At 36.5% G+C, this 15,062-nt stretch carries 18 protein-coding genes; 2 read left to right on the top strand and 16 right to left on the bottom strand.

What is annotated here, in order from left to right; translation table 11 throughout:
* Positions 1-138: 138 nt before the first annotated feature.
* Complete coding sequence (locus V7S50_RS06460) at positions 139-996, bottom strand: VOC family protein (protein WP_242256466.1); 858 nt, start codon at positions 994-996, stop codon at positions 139-141.
* A 21-nt stretch (positions 997-1,017) separates the two neighbouring features.
* Entirely contained in the window at positions 1,018-1,422 is a 405-nt protein-coding gene (locus V7S50_RS06465; RefSeq protein ID WP_063222888.1) for a DoxX family protein, read from the bottom strand.
* Between the two features lie 156 nt (positions 1,423-1,578).
* Here V7S50_RS06465 and V7S50_RS06470 point away from each other — a divergent pair, with 156 nt between their 5' ends.
* Complete coding sequence (locus V7S50_RS06470; RefSeq protein WP_001020700.1) at positions 1,579-2,124, top strand: helix-turn-helix domain-containing protein; 546 nt, start codon at positions 1,579-1,581, stop codon at positions 2,122-2,124.
* A 32-nt stretch (positions 2,125-2,156) separates the two neighbouring features.
* Here the strand turns inward: V7S50_RS06470 and V7S50_RS06475 are convergent, their stop codons facing one another.
* The 13 genes from V7S50_RS06475 to V7S50_RS06535 all read right to left on the bottom strand — a co-directional run bounded on the left by V7S50_RS06475 (position 2,157) and on the right by V7S50_RS06535 (position 14,006).
* Complete coding sequence (locus V7S50_RS06475; RefSeq protein WP_063222886.1) at positions 2,157-2,534, bottom strand: MaoC/PaaZ C-terminal domain-containing protein; 378 nt, start codon at positions 2,532-2,534, stop codon at positions 2,157-2,159.
* A gap of 126 nt (positions 2,535-2,660) precedes the next feature.
* Positions 2,661-3,119 carry a GNAT family N-acetyltransferase gene (locus V7S50_RS06480; protein WP_063222885.1) on the bottom strand — a complete coding sequence of 153 codons (459 nt, stop codon included), beginning with the start codon at positions 3,117-3,119 and terminating at the stop codon, positions 2,661-2,663.
* A 56-nt stretch (positions 3,120-3,175) separates the two neighbouring features.
* Positions 3,176-3,682 (bottom strand): GNAT family N-acetyltransferase, encoded by a 507-nt coding sequence (locus V7S50_RS06485; protein WP_242256464.1) that lies wholly within the window; start codon positions 3,680-3,682, stop codon positions 3,176-3,178.
* A 308-nt stretch (positions 3,683-3,990) separates the two neighbouring features.
* The gene (locus V7S50_RS06490; protein ID WP_242256462.1) at positions 3,991-4,386 is read right to left on the bottom strand and encodes an ankyrin repeat domain-containing protein; all 396 of its coding nucleotides are present in this window, start codon (positions 4,384-4,386) and stop codon (positions 3,991-3,993) included.
* Positions 4,353-5,171, bottom strand: a complete 819-nt coding sequence (locus V7S50_RS06495; protein ID WP_242256460.1) for an ABC transporter ATP-binding protein — start codon at positions 5,169-5,171, stop codon at positions 4,353-4,355. The genes V7S50_RS06490 and V7S50_RS06495 overlap by 34 nt, the downstream gene beginning before the upstream one ends.
* Positions 5,158-6,186 carry a FecCD family ABC transporter permease gene (locus V7S50_RS06500; RefSeq protein WP_242256458.1) on the bottom strand — a complete coding sequence of 343 codons (1,029 nt, stop codon included), beginning with the start codon at positions 6,184-6,186 and terminating at the stop codon, positions 5,158-5,160. Before V7S50_RS06500 ends, V7S50_RS06495 begins: the two co-directional genes overlap by 14 nt.
* Before the next feature lie 5 nt (positions 6,187-6,191).
* Positions 6,192-7,139, bottom strand: a complete 948-nt coding sequence (locus V7S50_RS06505) for an ABC transporter substrate-binding protein (protein ID WP_242256456.1) — start codon at positions 7,137-7,139, stop codon at positions 6,192-6,194.
* Between the two features lie 156 nt (positions 7,140-7,295).
* Positions 7,296-7,523, bottom strand: a complete 228-nt coding sequence (locus V7S50_RS06510; RefSeq protein WP_063222879.1) for a YrhC family protein — start codon at positions 7,521-7,523, stop codon at positions 7,296-7,298.
* Between the two features lie 126 nt (positions 7,524-7,649).
* Entirely contained in the window at positions 7,650-10,253 is a 2,604-nt protein-coding gene (gene adhE / locus V7S50_RS06515) for a bifunctional acetaldehyde-CoA/alcohol dehydrogenase (protein ID WP_242256455.1), read from the bottom strand.
* Between the two features lie 260 nt (positions 10,254-10,513).
* Complete coding sequence (locus V7S50_RS06520) at positions 10,514-11,647, bottom strand: bifunctional cystathionine gamma-lyase/homocysteine desulfhydrase (RefSeq protein WP_242256453.1); 1,134 nt, start codon at positions 11,645-11,647, stop codon at positions 10,514-10,516.
* Between the two features lie 3 nt (positions 11,648-11,650).
* Entirely contained in the window at positions 11,651-12,574 is a 924-nt protein-coding gene (locus V7S50_RS06525; RefSeq protein ID WP_242256451.1) for an O-acetylserine dependent cystathionine beta-synthase, read from the bottom strand.
* 82 nt (positions 12,575-12,656) lie between these two features.
* Positions 12,657-13,352, bottom strand: coding sequence for a 5'-methylthioadenosine/S-adenosylhomocysteine nucleosidase (gene mtnN, locus V7S50_RS06530; RefSeq protein WP_063222875.1), 696 nt, complete (start codon positions 13,350-13,352; stop codon positions 12,657-12,659).
* A 15-nt stretch (positions 13,353-13,367) separates the two neighbouring features.
* Positions 13,368-14,006, bottom strand: coding sequence for a class I SAM-dependent methyltransferase (locus V7S50_RS06535; protein ID WP_063222874.1), 639 nt, complete (start codon positions 14,004-14,006; stop codon positions 13,368-13,370).
* A 136-nt stretch (positions 14,007-14,142) separates the two neighbouring features.
* On the opposite strand from V7S50_RS06535, the gene V7S50_RS06540 reads away from it, so the two are divergent.
* Positions 14,143-14,358, top strand: coding sequence for a YrzA family protein (locus tag V7S50_RS06540; RefSeq protein WP_000010984.1), 216 nt, complete (start codon positions 14,143-14,145; stop codon positions 14,356-14,358).
* Positions 14,359-14,393: 35 nt separating this feature from the next.
* Here the strand turns inward: V7S50_RS06540 and V7S50_RS06545 are convergent, their stop codons facing one another.
* Positions 14,394-15,041 (bottom strand): YrrS family protein, encoded by a 648-nt coding sequence (locus V7S50_RS06545; protein WP_242256449.1) that lies wholly within the window; start codon positions 15,039-15,041, stop codon positions 14,394-14,396.
* Positions 15,042-15,062 lie beyond the last annotated feature (21 nt).

Genomic DNA, 15,062 nt, shown 5'->3' on the forward strand with positions numbered 1-15,062 from the left:
TTAAATATAAATCTACAGCTTTTTTCTTAAATTCCACATCGTAAGTGACCCTAATTTTGCCCACAGAAAAATCCCCTCCATAGTAAACAGGTTAATGTGCTTTCTTTTTCCTGTCTACTATAAGGGGATCATATCATTTTAGGCTTCTCCTTTTATTTTGAAATGTATACAATGTCCAAATGGATCCTCGACTTGTAATATTCCATCTTTGTACGTAGCAATCTTGCCAATATTTTTTAAACTTTCACATACTTGCTCTTTTTGTTTTTCATCTGCTAATACAATTGTGAAATATTTCAAGCCAACGGAATTTGGCATTTGCGGTAGTATTCCTTCACCTTGCCACGTATTTAAACCGATATGGTGATGGTAGCCACCTGCCGATACGAACAACGCCCCATTACGAGCTGGGATTGTTACTTCAAAGCCAAGACCATCCACATAGAAACGTTTCGCTTCTTCCAAATCAGCTACATGGAAATGAATATGTCCCATCACAGTACCAGCTGGAAAACCGTTCCACGCACTTCCTTGCTGCAATAATTCTTCACCAGCTAACGGGTTACTAACAAATGGTAGTTCTCCATTCTCATCACGCCAAACCTCTTTTTGGCGATCATGATAAATTTCAATCCCGTTTCCATCTGGATCAGCTAAATAAAGGGCCTCACTAAAGTAATGGTCGGCTCCGCCGTGCAGTGGATATACCATTTCTACAAGATGACGAAGGACATTCGCTAAATCCTGTCTGCTTGGTAATAAAATTGCATAATGATATAACCCCGTTCTCCCTCTTTGCTTTGGTAAGGCTTCTTTCTTTTCTTCAATGATAAGGAGTGGTTCGTTATTTTCATTCCCAAATGTAACGACCATTTCATCTTCTTTTAGTACTTTCATACTTAGTACTTCTGTATAAAACTCTAGTGATTTCTTTATATTTGATACATATAAATGAACAACATCAAGTGTTGTATCGGGATGAAGTTGAAAACTCATCTTGTTAGCCCCCCATTTAAATTAGTTCTTCTTTGACATTTTCTCTTTTAAGAAATTATCTACAAAACCATCCGCTTTCGCAACAAATAAGTACGCACCCATTGCTAGTAATGCAAGTTCTAATTCGAAGCCAGGATTCTTTCCATCTCCTAATAAACCAGCTGACCATTTTACTTTTACAATTGCTCCAACCATAACAAGTGCAAATAATAATCCAATATATCTTACACCTAAACCTAGAATTAACAATATACCACCAACTAATTCTACTGTTGCTACACCGTATGCCAGTCCTCCTGGTAAACCAATGCTTGTGAACCACCCTGCAATATTGTCAATTCCTGATTGGAATTTTGTTAAACCGTGCATAAAGAACGTTACCCCTAACACGATACGAATAATTAAGTTACCAATATGTTGATTCATTTCTTTCTCTCCTTTATAGTTTTCTTATACAAAACTTTTATTTACATTACAAAACATACACTAAATTTTTTTATTCGTCAATTCATTTTCACTGGGAAAAAATATATTTTTTTTGCTATGATACAAATAGTTGTTTACAAAAAGGAGCTTGATTTTATGAATATTGGTTCTGCAATACGTGAAATTCGTCAACGTAGAGGCATAACAATCGCACAAATTTGTGAGGGAACAGGTCTTTCTAAAGGATTTATGAGTCAGGTTGAAAATAATAAAACATCACCTTCTATCTCAACTTTAGAAACGATTTCCAATTTCTTGAATGTTCCTCTTCCCTACTTATTGTTAGAACAAAAAGATCGGTTGAAAGTTGTCAAAAAGGTAGAGCGTAAATACAGTGTATACGGAAAAGATGAACAAAGAATTGAGCATGTTGCAGAGCAGGGTGGCCTTCGCCTAAATCTCGTAGAAATTCCTGCTGGATTTCCGAAAGAAAATACACCAAATGCACATGAAGGGGAAGAATGTCACCTTGTATTACGCGGCAAACTAGAAGTTCAACATGGAGAAGATATTGCAATTGTAGAAGAAGGTGATTCTTTCTCCTGGAATGCATGTGTTCCTCATATTGTTCGTAATATAGGGGAAGAAACTGCATTATTACTCATCTCTAGTCATGCGGAAAATCGGAAACGTGTTTATTAAACAAAAAAGAAGCCTGTAAATCAGGCTTCTTTTTATTCCCTTATAACTCCATAACTTGTCCCAACTAGTACAGTTTTTTCATGTTGATTGCGATAAACTGACTCGATTGAAACCTTTTTGTATCCTTCCATCTGTTCAACATTCGTTAAAGTTAATTCACAAGTGATCGTATCTCCTGCAAAAACTGGTCTAATAAACTCACTTACTAATTCTCTTGCTATGTAATGTAACTCTTCTCCTACTTTCGTTCCAATACTAGCAGTCAATAAACCATGAACCATTAAACGTCCATTTTCATCATATTCCATATGATGCCTACCTTTATCTCCTGTAATATTTGCAAATTCAAAAACCTCTTCCTCAGTAAATCTTCTTTCGTACTTAAATACATTCCCAACTTTTATACTCATTTTTATCCCCCTAATAATAAACAGAATTTTCTTTCATTTTATCATAAAATGAGTCTCAATTTATTTTCTATTATAAAAAGAATGAAAAATACTTATAACTGTACTTATTCTTTGTCTTTCGCTCTTTTACCGGTGCCCATCTCTTTTGGCAATTTGGTATCCATAGTACGCACATGTTCCATTTCTTGATAACTCTCTTACCTCAAAACCACAACTTCTATAAAAATCAAAATTACTCGCAGATGTGTGCGCAAACCAGTCGCCATGTGGTAGCTTTTGTAAACAAAGGGCGACAAGTTTCTTACCTAGTCCCTTCCCTCTATATTCACACTTCACAACTAAATTTACTATATTCGCGACCATGATTCCATCAGAAATGACTCTAACCATAGCAATCATCTCTTCTTCATCCCAAATTGTGAATGCCCATGTTGAATTTTCAAATGCTATCGTGAATTTTTCAATTTGCCAAGAAGGGATATTATCATTACTCCAACCGGCATCTTCGAATAAAGTTTTAATTGCATATGCAGGTACACCATTCGTTCCCTCACGAATAATAAGTCCATTATGGTAAATATACATGTAATCCCCCCTTTATTTTTATATACCATTCTTCAAAAGATGCAATTTACCTTTTTTCATCCAACGCGCTTAATGGAATACACGAGAACATCCATCCCATGAAATGAAGTTGTTTTCTCATAACTAAGCCCTGTTTTTCTAGCAACAAAGATTGAGGCAGGGTGGTCCGGATTAATAAGAGAAACTAATTTATTCATTCGTAACGCTTGAAAGCCATAGTCTCGAAATGCTGCCGCTGCTTCTTTCGCATACCCTTTTCCCCAATACTTAGGTAATAACCAATAACCAATTTCAATTTCCTCTTTCCCATCTATCTGCTGCTTTACTAATCCTGCATGACCAATTCGTATTCCCGTTTCCTTTTCAATCAATACAAATAAACCGAGACCGTTTTTATAGCTAGGGATCACCCATTCCTCCAAACTTTTTTTACATTGCATATATGTTTTTAACGCCCCATTTCCAATATAGCGCATTACCTTCTCATTTCCCCATAGTGAAGCATAGAACTGTAAATCATCCATTGTATATTTGCGAATTTGTAAACGATCTGTATGAAACATCTTTTTCTCCTTCCCACTAATTTGTACTTAACTACACGATCATGTTTTGTATATATACTAAATGTTACTATCTATTATAAATGAACTAACGGAAAAATGCAGAGTATTCAATCTCTCAAGAGTTTAAAAAAGGCAGTAGACAAATATTGTCTACTGCCTCCATATCATAACTAGCATACAGAAAACTACAATTGAGGGGGGTGTAGGATTTTCAAATATACTAGATACTTATCCCGTTCTAACGGGCGGTAAACTTTTCAATTATATGAAAGTGAAAAGTTTACCGCACATAAGAACCTTTGCGGTCATTAAGAGAGCACCGTTAAGTACTCAAATACACGCTGTGCTTTTTCTCCACCCATTCGTGCATGTTGAAGAAGGGAAATACCGTGGGGACCAGGTGCATGTAATGCTTCTGGTTGTGCTACTAAAATAGCTTGTACGACTTCTAATTCTCCAAGCATAGCAGCTGCGAAAATATCCATTCGAGCACCTTTTTCTAATAAATAAAGAGCAATATCTTTACGACCTACATGTGCTGCTGCTCCTAACGCACTTTCCCAATCTGATCCGTCCCAATTGTAAGAAGCATGAAGTAAGCTTGGCGATTCAGCCAACAGTTCTTGTACTTTCTCTAAATCTCCATGAGCTGCCATTACAAATTCCCTTACTAACTCAGTGGTAACACGTTCTTCTGTTCGCATCTTGTTCCTCCTCTTTTAGAAATTCGTTTCGGTGTGAAAAATGGCTTGTCGCTTCCTTGAAAAATATCTACATCTATACCAAATACATGTTGAAACATTTCATGACATAATACTTCTTCTGGTATACCGTCATACTGAATCTTCCCTTGCTTTAATACGAGTAAGCGATCACTATATTGAGCAGCTTGGTTAATGTCATGTAAAACCATTATAATTGTCATTCCAAACTCCTCGTTTAATCGTTTCACAAGTTCCATTACTTCCAACTGATGTACGATATCTAAAAAGGTTGTTGGCTCATCCAATAATAAGACATTTGTACGTTGTGCTAGCGTCATTGCAATCCAGGCACGTTGTCTTTCTCCTCCTGATAAAGATTGTAAAAGACGATATTCATACCCTTCAAGATTTGTAACAGACAATGCCCAATCAACAATTTCTTCATCTTCTTTATTTAAGCGGCTACTCCATGATTTATGGGGGCCTCTTCCGAATTCAATTAGTTCTTTCACGGTTAAATCTAATTGATGATCATGCATTTGTGGTAACATCGCTAATTGCTTCGCTACATCTGCACTTTTCATCTTATGAATACTTTTTCCATCTAAAATGATATCCCCTTCGCTTTGTTTAAGTAATCTTGCCATTAAACGAAGCAAAGTAGATTTCCCTGATCCATTCGGTCCAATTAAACTAACGACCTCTCCAGCTTTAATATGTACATTCATATTTTGCATTTGAAATCTTTCAGAATGTGCGTAAAACACTTTGTTAACGGAAATCACGTTGTTTTCCTCCTCTATGAATTAAATATAAGAAGAACGGACCACCTAAGAAGGATAATAAAATACCAACAGGTAATTCAATTGGATCGAACCAACTTCGAGCTATCGCATCCGCAAAAACAAGTAATATCCCTCCGCCAAGGCATGATAATGGCAGTAAATATTTATAGTCATTTCCAACCAATAAACGTAACATATGTGGTACGACCAGACCGACAAATCCAATAAGACCAGAAACACTAACTGCAATTCCAGCTAATAATGTGCTTACTACTATTAAATAAAAACGGCTTCTCTCCACGTTATGACCTAATAATTTCGCCATTTCATCTCCAAGCATTAATACTCGAATATGTTTAATACCAAAGAAGGCTAATATAATAGCGAATATTGCATAATAAATAATCATGTTTAAATGTGCCCAACTTACACCACCAATGCCGCCCGCTAACCACGGTAACACGGATTGTACTTTGTCACTATGTAATAACATTAATGCTGACGTCGCTGCACCAATTAATGCATTAATTGACACACCTACTAAGACAATTCTTGAAGGTGGTGCCCCTTTTTGCCATGATAAAGCATAAATGACCATCGCCGTTATGAAAGCTCCTAAAAACGCCCCGAGCGGTAAAAAAGCCATATGCTGAGGGAATAAAATCATAATTACAATTGCTACAAGGCCTGCTCCAGATGAAACTCCGATAATACCAGGGTCTGCAAGAGGATTTCTCATAACTCCTTGTAGTAATGCACCAGATGTAGCTAAACATGTCCCTACTATAAACCCAACGAGCACTCTTGGTATACGAAGGTCCCATACAATTCGATGAACTGTCGAACCCTCATCTTGTATCCCTGTTAGAATATCTCGTAAAGAAAAGGATAAGCTTCCTGCGAAAAGGCCGTAAAAAAGACCTAAGATCGTTAATACAACTAAACTAACTGCTATTATCCATCTTTTTTTCGCAAAAGGATGTTCCTTTTCCCTTACTACTTCACTACTTTCCATACTTATCATTTCCTTACATCTTGTATACTTTTATACATAAAGTCCATCGCTTCTGTAACTTTTGTTCCAGGATTAGATCCAAATAAATCAGGTGGCAAAATAACTACACGATTTTGTTTTACTGCATCTAAATTTTTCCACGCTTCATTTTTCATCATTTCGCCTTCAAATGCTTTTTTAACGCTATTTGGATCTCCATGTGTAATTAAATAAATCACATCTGGATTTGCCTCAATAATACGTTCTACGCTGAGCTGTGCATATTGCGGATATTCCTTCATTTCTGGAAAATCAGCTGCAATATTTTTCCCGCCTGTCTTTTCTAAAATATCACCTGATAAAGATGTTGGTAATGCTGCTAAATATGTACCTGGTGCTCCATACACTAGCAATGCTTTCACATCGCTCTTTTTCTCATATTTCTTTATTTGATCATTAATTTTTTGGTTAAGTTCTTTTGCTTTATCTTCTTTCTTCATTATCGTTCCATATAGCTCAATATTCTTTTGAATATCTTGTACAGAATTTGCAGAAGAAATCATTACTTTCGTTCCTTGTCTTTCAACCGTTGGAGCGTTCTTTTGGAATCCATTGTTAGCAATAAGTACATCAGGCTTTACACTAGCAATTTGCTCAAAATTCGGCTGATGTGCGTTCCCGATTACTTGTATTTTCTTTACATCCTCTGGAAGAGTTATTTTTGCATCTGGACGACCTACTATTTTTCCACCTAAAGCATGAATTATATCCATATCTCCCATACTCAACGTAGCAAAACTTTCTGGCGCCTTATCGAATGTTACCTTCCTTCCTGACAGATCCGTAACTTCGATTTTCTCTTTTCCTTTTTCCGTTTTTGTTGCCGATGCTGTTTCGTCTCCTTTTGCACTGCAACCTATTAATAAGAAAAAAATTGATAAAATCGCTGTGAATAGCGTAATAGATTTATTCATCCTTTCACCTCTAACTGATAATGATAATCATTAACTACCATTCTACTTTAATTGATAAGGATTATCATTGTCAATATGAAACGCATACATTTTCTAGAAAAAACAAAAAGCGTTACAAAAAAATTCCTTCTTTTTGTAACGCTCTATTTATCAGTATTATTCACATTCGTTTCCCTCTAACTCGTCTCGCATCACTTTCACACGCTGAAAGAAAAAGAAGGATAAACCTAAAAATATAACGATGCTCCCCATCATAACAAAAGGTTGTAATGTTTCTTTTGCTCCATTCGGAATCAATAAGCCAACCATTAACAATGTACTTACAGCGAGAAGAATTTGTCCGAACCGAGTATAATCTTCTATTTTTTCTTGTAATTCTTTCATTATATTCTCACTCCTCCATTTCACTGTATCATATTCTATTAAACTTAAAGACAAGTAAATACAGCCATTCTGGGAGATGTTTTCCAAAAGAAAAAGAGCCGCTTTATTGCGACTCTTTCATAACCATTACTCACCTTTATATGCTTCCATATAAATTTCTTTTAGCTCTGAAATGAGAGGTAATTTTGGATTAGCTGTTGTACATTGATCTTCAAAAGCTCTTTCTGCTAATAATCCAACAACCTCTTCAAATTGATCTTTAGCAACTCCTTGTCCTGCAATACTCATATTTATATTTAAACTTTTTCCAAGCTCAATAATTGCTTTAACGAGTGATTCCACACCTTCTGCTGTTGAACGTGCTGGAAGCCCGAGCATTCTCGCAATATGTGCATAACGTTCATCAGCTACAAAGTGCTCATATTTTGGGAACAATGCGTGTTTTCTTGGCTTAATAGCATTATAGCGAACTACGTGTGGCATAAGAATTGCATTCGCACGTCCATGCGGAATATGGAATTCCGGCCCAATTTTATGTGCTAAACTGTGATTAATACCTAGAAACGCATTTGCAAATGCCATCCCTGCGATTGCAGAAGCATTATGCATTTTTTCTCGTGCTTCTTCATCATTTCCATCTTTAAATGCTCTTGGTAAGTATTTAAATACGAGATCAATGGCCTTTAATGCTAATCCATCTGTATAGTCATTTGCCAGAACAGACACATACGCCTCTATTGCATGCGTCAATACGTCCATCCCAGTGTCTGCTGTTACATGTGGCGGTACTGTCATTACAAATTGTGGATCTACAATTGCTACATCTGGCGTTAATTCATAATCTGCAAGTGGATACTTTATATTATTTTTCTTATCTGTAATAACCGCAAATGGTGTCACTTCTGATCCTGTTCCTGATGTTGTTGGAATGGCAACAAACTGCGCCTTACTTCCTAATTCCGGATATTTACATGTACGTTTTCTTATATCTAAAAACTTTTGTTTAATTCCATAGAATGTTGCTTCTGGGTGCTCATAGAAAAGCCACATCCCTTTCGCTGCATCCATAGCTGAACCTCCACCAAGTGCGATAATGACATCCGGCTTAAAACTTCTCATCATTTCCGCACCTTTAAAAACAGTTTCATCTGATGGATCTGGCTCGACCTCAAAGAAAACTTCAACTTTCACATCATTTGCATGTTTACGTAAATAGTGCGCGACTGTATCTACATATCCGTGCTCAACCATTCCCGGATCCGTTACAATAAATGCACGTGAAATGTTAGGCATACTTGCTAAATATGCCGTCGCATGTTTTTCAAAATAAATTTTTGGTGGTAATTTGAACCACTGCATATTCTTTTTTCTATTTGCCAACCTTTTTATATTTAATAAATGCATCGCTGTTACGTTTTGAGAAACTGAGTTTTTCCCATACGAGCCGCAGCCAAGCGTAAGTGATGGAATAAACCCATTATATATGTCACCGATTCCTCCTTGTGATGAAGGAGCATTTACAATAAGGCGGCAAGCTTTCATGCGTAATCCAAATTGCTTTTGCACTTCTTTATTTACAGAATGAATGACTGCTGAATGTCCTAAACCACCGAGGCTTAACATTTCTTCGCAATATATAAATCCTTCTTCTAATGAATTTGCTTTTACACAAGCTAATACTGGACTCAATTTCTCACGAGATAGTGGATATGCTGCTCCGATACCTTGTATTTCAGCTACAAGCATTTTTGTATTTTCAGGTACAGCAATTCCAACTAATTCGGCAATATACTGTGCTGATTTCCCTACAATATCACTATTTACTGCACATGTATTTTCATTAATAACGAGCTTTTCTAATTTTCTTCTCTCTTCCTCGGTTACAAAGTAACAATCATTTGCAATCATTTCTGTTTTCACATCATCATAAATTTCCTTGTCTACAATGATTGCTTGTTCTGATGCACAAATCATACCGTTATCAAACGTTTTTGATAAAATCAAATCATTAACCGCTCGTTTTATATGCGCTGATTTCTCTATATAACACGGTACATTACCAGGACCTACACCTAGCGCTGGTTTTCCAGTAGAATAAGCTGATTTCACCATACCTGCTCCTCCAGTTGCCAAAACAAGCGCAACACCTTCATGGTTCATTAATTGTTTCGTTGCTTCGACAGAAGGTTTTTCAATCCACTGAATACAATGTTTTGGTGCCCCCGCCTTCACCGCTGCATCGTATACTGTTTTCGCGGCTGCAATAGAACAGTTTTGTGCTGAAGGATGAAATGCGAAAATAATTGGATTTCTCGTTTTTATCGCGATTAATGCTTTAAACATTGTTGTCGATGTCGGATTCGTTACCGGCGTTACCCCAGCTACTACACCAACAGGTTCCGCAATTTCTATTATTTCTTCATGAGGATCTTCGTGAATAATCCCTACTGTTTTATCTTTCTTTATGCTATGCCAAATATATTCAGTAGCAAAAATATTTTTAATGCATTTATCTTCGTATACACCACGCCCTGTTTCTTCAACAGCCAACTTTGCAAGTGGCATATGTTGATCAACACCTGCTAATGCCATTTCATGAACAATGTTGTCAATTTGCTCTTGTGTAAAACTTTCTAATGCTTGTAAAGCCTTCCGACCGTTATTCACTAACGTATTAATCATCTCTTTTACTTCCTGCATTTCATTTACAACTTTCTCTTTGACTACCATGTAAATTCCTCCTATTCTGCTATCTTGGACTAAATAAGACCCTATAGGTCATCACAAGTCCCGATTAGCGCAAAAAAAATAGAGTTGCTTTCCTACATGAACTTCATTGTTTGTGAAATATTTCACAAGCTTGTTCGTGAGTAACACTTCATGAATTCAATATACATGAAATCATTTCATTTGTGTATGTCTATTTTGTGAAAACTTTCACAAAATAGTGTAATAAAAACGCACTGCTCTATATTAGCAGTGCATTTTTACTACACTAATGCTTGTGCTAAATCTTCAATTAAATCTTCACCGTCTTCAATACCGACAGAAATTCGAATTAATGTATCTGTAATTCCTAATTCTTTGCGACGATCTGCCGGGATTGATGCATGTGTCATTTGAGATGGAATAGAAATTAAACTTTCTACTGCTCCTAAACTTTCAGCAAGTGTAAAGTATTGCAATTTCTCAAGTACTTTATTTAATGTCTCTTCGCTATCTACATCAAATGAGATAATTGCACCAAATCCATTTGCTTGCTCTGTTGCTAGTTCATGGTTTTGATGTGATGCAAGACCTGGATAATATACTTTATTTACTTTTGGATGGTTATTTAAAAACTCAGCAATAGCGCGTGAATTCGTTTCATGTTCCTCCATACGAATTCCTAATGTTTTTAAACCGCGAAGTAGTAAGAAGCTGTCTTGTGGTCCAAGAATACCTCCTGTTGAGTTTTGTACAAAGTGAAGGTCTTCTGCTAGTTGTGGGCTATTTACAACTACTAGACCTGCCACTACATCACTATGACCTCCTAAATATTTCGTTGCACTATGAAGCACAATATCTGCTCCTAAAGAAATCGGCGACTGCCAATATGGCGTCATGAATGTGTTATCAATAATTGTTAATAAGTCTTTCTCTTTAGCAAGAGTAGAGATTTTCTTAATATCAGTAATTTTTAGTAGTGGGTTCGTTGGTGTTTCTACATAAATTGCTTTCGTATTTGGACGAATCGCTTCTTCAACTTCTTCTAGATTTGTTGTATCTACAAATGTATGTTCAATACCGAAGCGATTTAATACTTTCGTAATAACGCGATACGTTCCGCCATACACATCATCTGTTAAAAGAACGTGGTCACCTTTTGAGAACAACATAATTGTCGCTGTAATAGCAGCCATTCCTGAACCAAATGCAAATCCAGCATGACCATTTTCTAATACAGCAATCATTTCTTCTAAAGCAGCACGTGTTGGATTGCCTGTACGTGAATATTCATATCCTTGATGCTTACCAACTGCTTCTTGTTTGTACGTACTTGTTTGATAAATCGGTACGTTTACAGATCCAGTTGAAGGTTCTCCTATGCGAATACCATGAATTAACTTTGTCTTTGCTCTCATTTTTTATTCCCATCCTTTGTATATGTCTTTACTTAAATAGCGCTCACTACTATCAGGAAAAATCGTTACAATATTTGTACCTGGCGCCGCTTTCTCTGCTTCAAGTAAGCTTGCATGAAATGCTGCTCCTGAAGAGCTTCCAACGAGAAGTCCTTCCTTCTGCGCTAATTCTTTCACTCGTAAAAATGCATTTCGATCAGAAATTGTATGAATTTCATCAAAATAAGATGTTTTCAAAAATGGCGGGATGAATTCAAGGCCAATCCCTTCTGTTTCATGTGAGCCGGCTTTACCACCATTTAAAATGGATCCTTCTGGTTCCACAATAACCGTTTTTATATCTATATTTTTTTCTTTCAAATAAGATGCAGTCCCCATAAATGTACCACCAGTTCCTGCTCCTGCAACAAATATGTTAATCTCTCCGTTAAGTGCATCCCAAAGTTCAGGACCTAGTGTTTTGAAATAAGCACGAGGATTTGCTTCATTTGCAAACTGACTTGGAGAGTATGAATTCGGTATTTCATTTACTAGCTCTTTGGCTTTTGCTATTGCGCCGGTCATTCCTTGCTCAGTCGGTGTATGCACGACCGTTGCACCTAGTGCTTTCATTAATTCTTGCTTTTCAATACTAAATTTCTCTGGTACACAAACAATAACGCGTAAATCATGTTCTAACGCTGCAAGTGCCAGTCCAATACCAGTATTTCCAGCAGTCGGTTCAATAATTGTTCCGCCATCTGTAACAAGCCCTTTTTCGAGTGCATCTTCAATTAATTCTCTTCCTAAACGATCCTTAACGCTTCCACCTGGGTTATAAAATTCAAGCTTCGCAAATAAACGGACCCCTTCTGGAAGTGAAAAACGAGTAATTTCTACAATTGGTGTATGACCAATTAACTCATGAACTCCACGATATACATTCATCGTGTTCTCCCCCTTATTTGCCAATAAAGAAAAGGCAACTGTATGTATTTTCTTTATATGAGACAGTTGCCTTTTTGTTACATTACTTTAACTCTTCTAATACTTTTACGATAAAGTTTGTAGAATGAAGAGCTGCTTGATCTAAAAATTGATCAAATGAAACATTTGATTCTTTACCAGCAATATCAGAAAGTGCACGAATAATAACAAACGGAACTTCATATTGGTGGCATACTTGTGCAACAGCTGCTGCTTCCATTTCTACTGCATAAAGATCTTTAAATTTATCACGAATGGCTGCAACGCGGTCCGGATCACTCATAAATGAATCGCCTGTTGCAATCATACCTTTTACAACTTGAATACTTTCTTCTGTTTGCATACATTTCTCAGCTAATGCAACTAATGCTTCATCAGCCTTGAATCCAGGCGGCATTCCTGGTACTTGACCATATTCATAGTTAAATGCTGTTACATCTACGTCATGATGACGAACTTCTGTTGAAATCACTACATCTCCAACATTTAGAGAATGATGGAATCCACCAGCTGAACCAGTATTAATTACTTTTTCAGGCTTATATTTTTCTAATAAAATTGTCGTTGACATCGCTGCGTTTACTTTACCAATACCAGACTTTAACAAGATGACTTCATGTCCTGCTAATTGTCCTTTCGTAAATTCACAACCCGCAACCGTTTCTGTTTCTGCTTGTTCTAATTTGTCACGTAAAATACGTACTTCTTCTTCCATTGCTCCAATTACAGCAATTCTCAATCTAATTCCCTCTTTCTATCGCTTAGTTGCCTCCATTACCCAAACGAAATGATTTAATCTCGTAAACGTTACATGGAAGCCATTGTTTTCAAAAATAGATTGCATGACTGGAATACGTGTATAGTATTCTGTTTGCAAATCGTTTGCTAAATCGTGAAAACCTCTTTGTTTTGCTGCTTCAACAGTTTTATCATATGCATCTTGATCTGCAAATATCGTATCAGCAAACACTATTTTACCACCTTTGTTTAGTAATTGACTATACTTCGCAATCGCTACATTTTTTTCATCATCTGTTAAATGATGAAATGCATAGGTGCTTACAATGGTATCAATTGAATTTGGGACTTCAAACGAAAGAAAATCACCTTCTGTAATGGAAAACTCTTGCGGTAATTTCTCTTTTGCAATCATGCGCATTTCACGTGACGGTTCTATACCGTAAACTGTGCGGCCAGCAAGTAATAATTTATTTGTTAAATTACCTGTACCAACACCAAATTCTAATACATGACCAAATGACTTGTTAACTACATCCTCTAGAATGTCCTCATAATGGGCGAAAACTTCTTTATATTGTATATCTTCGCCTTGTACGAATGAGTCGTACGTATGAGCCCACTCATCAAATAAACCATTAAATTCTGTCCCCATAAAAATTCCCCTTTTTCTTATCGGTTTTATCAGTATGATATTCCCTCTTTCTAAAAATGTCAATTGAAATGTACATGGTATTTCCTTCTTTTCTTTGTTACACTATAGTTGATTACATAGGAGAGGGGCCGTCTTCATGTCATTTACCTTTGAAATGTTAGAAGATAAAGTAGAATTTTTTGAAGCGGGAGACTTAGCTTCTTTAGAGCGAAAAATTAGTGAACAAATCGATAATAATAAAGCACTTATGCTTGAAGTTCATCACATCTCACATCAAATGGTTATGGATCCCGAAAGCAAAAGACCGTATTATAGCGCGGTTGTTCATTTTAAATTAAAGAAATTACGCTAACAAAAAAGAGAAGCTCCTAAGGAGCTTCTCTTTTTTTAGTTTAGAGTTTGAACAAGTACTGGTTTCCAGCCCTCATTATCTACCCAATCAATATTTACATAATATCTTTTACCCGATTGTTTATCTTGTACGTTACCGTAAGCTTTATTTTTACCGTTATTTCCGATTCGATGAATAACTAATTGCTCTACTGGAACGTCAATTGCAGCTGAAATCGCTTGATTCATCTCATTCCAATCTGCTGTACCTTTTTTAAACGTCATCGCAGGTGTTGCACCTTGCTCTGTACCTACTGGCTTCCAAGAAGGTTTCGTATAAGCGTCAGTTGCCTTTGGCTGTGTTTTTTCAGCTGCTACTTTCTCGTTAGCCTTCGCTTCTTCTTCAGCTTTTTTCTGTTCTTCTTCAGCCTTTAGCTTCTCTTCTTCTTCTTTCTTAGCCTCTGCCTTCTCTTGTTCATTCTTCTTCGTCTCTTCTTTGCCCTTAGCTTTCTCAGCTTTATTCTCTTTCGTTGTTTGCTGAGCTACTTTTTTGTCACTAGAAGACGCTTGTTCTTTTCTTTCAGGAACAAACAATTGATATGATACAATAGCTACTAATATTAATACAATTGCGATTGCAATATTTAAAACACCGTTTTGACGACGTTTTTGTTGTTTCTGTTGGAATCTAGATCCTCCTGCCATTCTTCAAACCTCCATGCAGTT

Source organism: Bacillus sp. CCNWLW194 (assembly GCF_037120585.1).
Lineage (GTDB): Bacteria > Bacillota > Bacilli > Bacillales > Bacillaceae_G > Bacillus_A > Bacillus_A basilensis.

What these genes read in the sequence shown, in the direction of transcription:
- V7S50_RS06500 (WP_242256458.1), bottom strand. Translation starts at nt 6,186, where the DNA reads ATGGAAAGTAGTGAAGTAGTAAGGGAAAAGGAACATCCTTTTGCGAAA.
- V7S50_RS06520 (WP_242256453.1), bottom strand. Translation starts at nt 11,647, where the DNA reads ATGAGAGCAAAGACAAAGTTAATTCATGGTATTCGCATAGGAGAACCT.
- V7S50_RS06480 (WP_063222885.1), bottom strand. Translation starts at nt 3,119, where the DNA reads ATGTATATTTACCATAATGGACTTATTATTCGTGAGGGAACGAATGGT.
- V7S50_RS06485 (WP_242256464.1), bottom strand. Translation starts at nt 3,682, where the DNA reads ATGTTTCATACAGATCGTTTACAAATTCGCAAATATACAATGGATGAT.
- adhE (WP_242256455.1), bottom strand. Translation starts at nt 10,253, where the DNA reads ATGGTAGTCAAAGAGAAAGTTGTAAATGAAATGCAGGAAGTAAAAGAG.
- V7S50_RS06490 (WP_242256462.1), bottom strand. Translation starts at nt 4,386, where the DNA reads ATGCGAACAGAAGAACGTGTTACCACTGAGTTAGTAAGGGAATTTGTA.
- V7S50_RS06525 (WP_242256451.1), bottom strand. Translation starts at nt 12,574, where the DNA reads ATGAATGTATATCGTGGAGTTCATGAGTTAATTGGTCATACACCAATT.
- V7S50_RS06540 (WP_000010984.1), top strand. Translation starts at nt 14,143, where the DNA reads ATGTCATTTACCTTTGAAATGTTAGAAGATAAAGTAGAATTTTTTGAA.
- V7S50_RS06510 (WP_063222879.1), bottom strand. Translation starts at nt 7,523, where the DNA reads ATGAAAGAATTACAAGAAAAAATAGAAGATTATACTCGGTTCGGACAA.
- V7S50_RS06460 (WP_242256466.1), bottom strand. Translation starts at nt 996, where the DNA reads ATGAGTTTTCAACTTCATCCCGATACAACACTTGATGTTGTTCATTTA.
- V7S50_RS06505 (WP_242256456.1), bottom strand. Translation starts at nt 7,139, where the DNA reads ATGAATAAATCTATTACGCTATTCACAGCGATTTTATCAATTTTTTTC.
- V7S50_RS06475 (WP_063222886.1), bottom strand. Translation starts at nt 2,534, where the DNA reads ATGAGTATAAAAGTTGGGAATGTATTTAAGTACGAAAGAAGATTTACT.
- V7S50_RS06535 (WP_063222874.1), bottom strand. Translation starts at nt 14,006, where the DNA reads ATGGGGACAGAATTTAATGGTTTATTTGATGAGTGGGCTCATACGTAC.
- V7S50_RS06545 (WP_242256449.1), bottom strand. Translation starts at nt 15,041, where the DNA reads ATGGCAGGAGGATCTAGATTCCAACAGAAACAACAAAAACGTCGTCAA.
- V7S50_RS06470 (WP_001020700.1), top strand. Translation starts at nt 1,579, where the DNA reads ATGAATATTGGTTCTGCAATACGTGAAATTCGTCAACGTAGAGGCATA.
- V7S50_RS06465 (WP_063222888.1), bottom strand. Translation starts at nt 1,422, where the DNA reads ATGAATCAACATATTGGTAACTTAATTATTCGTATCGTGTTAGGGGTA.